This is a genomic window from Arthrobacter sp. Leaf69, assembly GCF_001422645.1.
Taxonomy (GTDB): Bacteria; Actinomycetota; Actinomycetes; order Actinomycetales; family Micrococcaceae; genus Arthrobacter.
On the sequence record NZ_LMLR01000007.1, the window covers coordinates 1 to 5,517 of the forward strand.

Here is a 5,517-nt window from a genome sequence, read left to right on the forward strand (position 1 = left end):
CGGGTGAACCGGGATTTGGTGGTCCTGAACGATGTGAATTCCGGCAATGTGTGGCTGGTGAACCAGAACATGCAGCTGGTCAACAACTGGGACGACGTCATCCCGCCGCAGCAGACCTCCGACGACGCGGACAAGGACTCCGCCGACGAAGTCCAGCAGACCGTGCTGCCGGACCGCACCAAACCCAACAGCGCGCCCGTCGCCAAACCCGACACCTTCGGCGTTCGCGCCGGCAAGACCACCATCCTCCCCGTGCTCGACAACGACACAGACCCGGACGGCGACATCCTCACCGTCCGCAGCCCGGACCCGCTCACATCCGGGCTCCTCGCGCCGATCTACGGCGCCACCGGCTTCCAGGTCAGCGTCGGGGACGACAAGGCCGGATCGGAAACCTTCAAATACACGGTGGACGACGGCCGCGGCCTCTCCGCCACCGCCGACGTCACCCTCAACATCGTGCCGCCGGGAGAGAATGCCGCCCCGCGGCAGAAACCCAACCGCAACACCACCCTCGTCGTGCAGTCCGGCAAGGTAGTCAGCCAGAACATCCTCACCGACTGGATTGACCCCGACGGCGACGACCTGTTCGTCGTCGGCGCGGCCAGCAGCGATCCCCGCGACCAGGTCAAGGTCCGGCCCGACGGCCTGCTCAGCTTCCAGGACGCAGGCTCCGAGCCCGGCCGCAAGACCGTCACCGTCACGGTCTCGGACGGACGCTCCACCGCCGACGGCAAGGTCACCGTGGACGTCCGCGCCCCGGGCGCCCTGCCCCCGATCGCCAACGCGGACCACGTCGTCGCCGTCGCCGGGGTGAACACGGTCATCGCTCCGCTCAAAAACGACTCTGACCCGCAGGGCGGCGCCCTCCGCCTCGCCCAGGTCACCCCGGACGGCAACTCGACCGCCACGATGGGCGCGGACCAGCAGACCTTCACGTTCAACTCCACCGCCCAGGGCGCCCACTACGTGACCTACCTCGTCACCAACGGACCGGCCAGCGCCCAGCAGCTGGTCCGGGTCGACGTCGTCCCCGGCGGCGGGGACGGCGCCCCGGTGGCTGTCCGCGACACCGCCCTGCTGCCCAGCGGCGGCAGCGTCCTGGTGGACGTCCTCGGCAACGACTCCGACCCGTCCGGCGGGGTCCTGGTGGTGCAGTCCGTGACCGCCGCTGACGGCCTGCCCGTGAGCGTTTCCGTGCTGGACCATTCCGTGGTCCGGGTCACCGACATCCGTGCGCAGGGCCAGCTCAGCGTCAAATACACCATCTCCAACGGCAAATCCTCCGCGAGCGGCGAGATCGCCGTCCTGGTGGTCCCCGCGCCCGCCAAACTGCAGGCGCCGCAGGCCAAACCGGACGAAGCAACGGTCCGCGCCGGGGACGTCGTCACTATCCCGGTCCTGGAGAACGACACCGACCCCAACGGCGGCAAACTCAGCCTGGAACCGGTGCTGGCCCAGCAGCCGGACGCCGCCGACGGCCGGATGTTCACTGCGGGAGGCGCCCTGCGCTTCATCGCCGGCGAAGTCCCGAAGACCGTGTACGCCATTTACAAGGTCACCAACGCCTCCGGGCAATCGGACTCCCAGCAGGTCACCATCCGCATCCGGGCCCGCGACGACGAACGCAACACCCGCCCGGAACCGAAGAACCTCACCGCCCGCGTGGTGGCCGGCATGACCGTGCGCATCCCCGTGCCGCTCGACGGCGTCGACACCGACGGTGACTCAGTCCAGCTGACCGGCGTGGACAAGGCTCCCGCCATGGGCACAGCCGTGGTCAAGGACGGCTACCTGGAATTCACCGCCGCCGGCAACGGCGCCGGAACGGACACGTTCAGTTACCGTGTCCGGGACCGGATCGGCGCCGAAAACACCGGGACCGTGATCGTCGGCATCGCCCCGCAGGAAGCCAACAACCAAAAACCCATCGCCGTGGACGATGCCGTGGACGTCCGGCCCGGACGCAAAGTCGCCGTCGAGGCCCTCCAGAACGACTCGGACCCGGACGGCGACCCGATCAGCCTGGTCGGCAACGCCTTCGAGGCGCGCCCCGAACTCGGGGTCGAAACCGCCGACGGCGGCAAGGTGCTCCTCACCGCCCCCGCCACCGCCGGCAACGAAAGCATCAGCTACAAGATCCAGGACGACAAAAAGGCCCAGGGCAGCGCCGTGATCCGGGTCCGGATCAGTCCGGACGCCGCCTTGAAACCGCCCCTGGCCAAGGACGATGTGGTCACCCCCGCGGAGACGCTGGGCAAGTCCGCCGTCGACGTCCCGGTCCTGAAGAACGATTCCGATCCCGACGGCGTTGCCGCCGAGCTGAAGATCAGCCTGCCCGACGGCAACCCGAATGCCCGCGCGGGCGACGGCAGTGTCCGGGTGGCCCTCGCGCCGAAGGACCAGCTGGTCCCGTACACCGTCACCGACGTCGACGGCAAGAGCGCGACGGCGGTCATCTGGGTCCCCGGGCAGGGCGAACAGCACCCGACGCTGGCCCGGGCGGACGTCGTCGAAGTGATGGCCGGCAAGCAGATCGACCTGGACCTGAATGACTACGTCCGGGTCAGGGAGGGCCGCACCCCGCGGATCACCCAGGTGGACAAGGTCCGGGTGCAGGGCGCCGATCCGCAGAACGTGGTGGCCGGGAACGGAAGCGCGCTGCGCTACGCCGCGCTCAAGGACTACGTGGGCCCCGGCTCCGTCACGTTCGAAGTGACCGACGGCACGGGCCCAGACGATCCGCAGGGCCTCAAATCCACCCTCAGCATCATCACCAAGGTCGTCCCCGACCCGAACGCCAACCACCAGCCGAGCTTCAGCGGCGCCACCCTGGAGGTACCCACGGCCGAATCCGCCACCTTGGACCTGGGCAACCTGGCCAAGGACGTGGACTCCGGGGACCAGGAGAAGCTCAAGTTCGAGCTGGACGGCACCCTGCCCGAGGGCTTTAAGGCCACCCTGGACGGTGCCATCCTGAAAGTCACCGCCGACTCCGCCAGGGCTGCCGGCTGGAAAGGCAGCATCCCGCTCAAGGTCACCGACGGCCGCTCCGAGCCGGTCAAGGCCAGCATCGCGGCAACCGTCGTGGCGTCCAACCGGCCGCTGCCGGTCGCGAACGAGGACGTGATCGAGAAAGCCAACGCCGGCAAGACCGAAACGGTCAACGTGCTCGCCAACGACTTCAACCCCTTCAGCGAGACCCCGCTGAGAATTGTGTCCGCCACCGTGGAAACCGGCTCCGCCGCCGGACAGCCCGCGATAGCCGGCGACTCGATCACGGTCACCCCGGCCGGGGGCTTCAAGGGCGTTATGGTGCTCCGCTACACCGTGATGGACAAGACCGGCGACGTCTCCCGGCAGACCGACGGCCGGGTCCGGATCACGGTCCGGGACAAACCCGATGCGCCCTCGGCACCGGCGGCCACGGACGTGCGCAGCCGGACCGCGGTGCTCAAGTGGGCGCCGCCGTCGGACAACGGCGCCACCATCAGCAAATACACGGTGCGCTCGAACGGGTTCAGCCAGGACTGCGCCACCACCACCTGCACCCTCAGCGGACTGACCAACGACGTCAAGTACGTCTTCACGGTGACCGCCACCAACGACGTGGGGGAGTCGGTGCCGTCGCAGGCCTCCAACGAAATCCGGCCGGATGAGAAGCCCTCGCCGCCGGAGTCGCCCACGGTCAAGGCCGGGGACAAGAACATGGTCATCACCTGGCCCGCAGCGAAAACCGAAGGCTCGGCCGTGAAGAACTACAACCTGGAGATCTCACCGCCGCCGGCCAGCGGCATCGCCGTGAAGAACGGTGTGGCCGGCCTGAGCTACACGTGGCCCGGACTGACCAACGGTGTGCGGTACAAAGTCCGCGCCCAGGCCGTCAACGAACTCGGCCCCTCCGAGTGGGGTGCCTACTCGGCCGAGGACAACCCGGCCGGCGTTCCCGCCGCCCCGGCCGCCCCGACGACGGCGGTGGCGTCCTCCGTGGGGACCTCCAACCAGCTCCAGGTGAACTGGAACGAGCCGGACACCAATGGCGACGCCATCAAGAACTATTTCGTCACGATGAGCGGCGGCGGCGGCACCACCGAGACCCAGATGGTCGCCGGGACGGTGCGGACCGCCAACTTCACCGCGAACAACTCCGAGGCCGGGTATACCTTCACGGTCCAGGCCGAGAACAAGGCGGGCAAAGGCGCCGTCAGCGCCGCCTCGGCCCCCCGCCGCGCCACCGGCAAACTCGGCCAGGTTTCCGGCGTCAGCGCGACGGCGGCGGACACCGGCGGTGCGGGCCGGGCCCTGGTCATCAACTTCCGGGAACTGGATGCCGCCGGACGCAACGGATCCCAGCCCGGCGAGGTCAGCTACACCTACTACGCAAGCCCCGGCGGAAAGACCGGCGCGATCCGCCCCGGCCAAAAGGTGGGCGGGTTCACCAATGGCCAGGCCACCACGATCACCGTGACGGCCAACTCGACCGTCGCGCCGAGCTCCGACGCCAGCGCCGGGGCCACCGCCACGCCGCACGGGTCACCCGGAACACCGTCCGCCTCCGGCCAGGACGGCGCCGAAAACCAGAGGAACCTCAGCTTCAGCTGGAGCTCCCCGTCGACAACCACCAACGACGTTGCCTACACCCAGATCAGCATCGACAACGGCGGCTGGGAACGCGTGCCCGCCGCGGGAAGCCGGACAGTCAACACCGGCGGCTTCAGCGAAACGCACTCCATCCGGGTCCAGACGGTCAACTCCCTCGGCACCGGCGGCCCGATCGCCTCCGCCTCCGCCCGGTCCGGGACTGAAAAGACCCGTTGGACCACCCGGCTCAACAGCGGGATGAGCCGCAGCTGCACCGATCTGCCCGGAGCCACGTCCTACGACAACAGCGAGCCGGGGAACTTCACCTGCGACGGCCAGAGCGGCACCGACCGGCCCTGGATGGGCCCGTCGGATGTGTTCGACGTTATGTGCTGGAAGCCGCACGGCACTTACTACAGCGGTGACGGGCAGTGGTACTACATCATGCGCGGCTCGCCGAACCAGACCCGCTGGATCAACTCCACCCACACCTCAATTGGTTCGCCCGGGCAGAGCGGCGTCCCGCTCTGCACCTTCCCGACCGGAGCGACACCATAACCGCCCCGGCAGCCGTGGGCGCACCGGCCAACGGGCAGACCTGCCCATCGCGCACTTCCGGACAGTTCGGTAGGCTGTCGCGGGAACTGAGGGCCTTGTCTCGGGTCCACCACGGGAATCACGACACCATCCTGAAGGAAATCTGAAGCTGTGACACGTCTGCTCGCCACGCTGGGGTCTCAAAAGCCGCGTCCCAACAGCCCCGGCCCCATCAAACAGCGCAAGAAGCTCATCGCCGGCACCGCCATCGCCTCCGCGGCCGCGGTGCTGGTGACCGCTGCCATCATTTATCCGGGGTTTAAGACTGCTGAGGTGGAGTTGAATGATGGCGGGGTGTGGGTGGTGTCGAAGTCGAAGAATGCGGTGGGGCGGTTGAAT

Annotated in this window: 2 protein-coding genes; both read left to right on the forward strand. The window is 68.4% G+C overall.

The genetic code is table 11. The features are described from left to right. Positions 1–5,139 (forward strand): Ig-like domain-containing protein (locus ASE96_RS05365; RefSeq protein WP_056427183.1); only part of this gene is annotated, 5,139 nt, incomplete at its 5' end. A 150-nt stretch (positions 5,140–5,289) separates the two neighbouring features. Then, on the forward strand, positions 5,290–5,517 hold a 228-nt coding region (locus ASE96_RS05370), incomplete at its 3' end, for a hypothetical protein (RefSeq protein ID WP_056427186.1).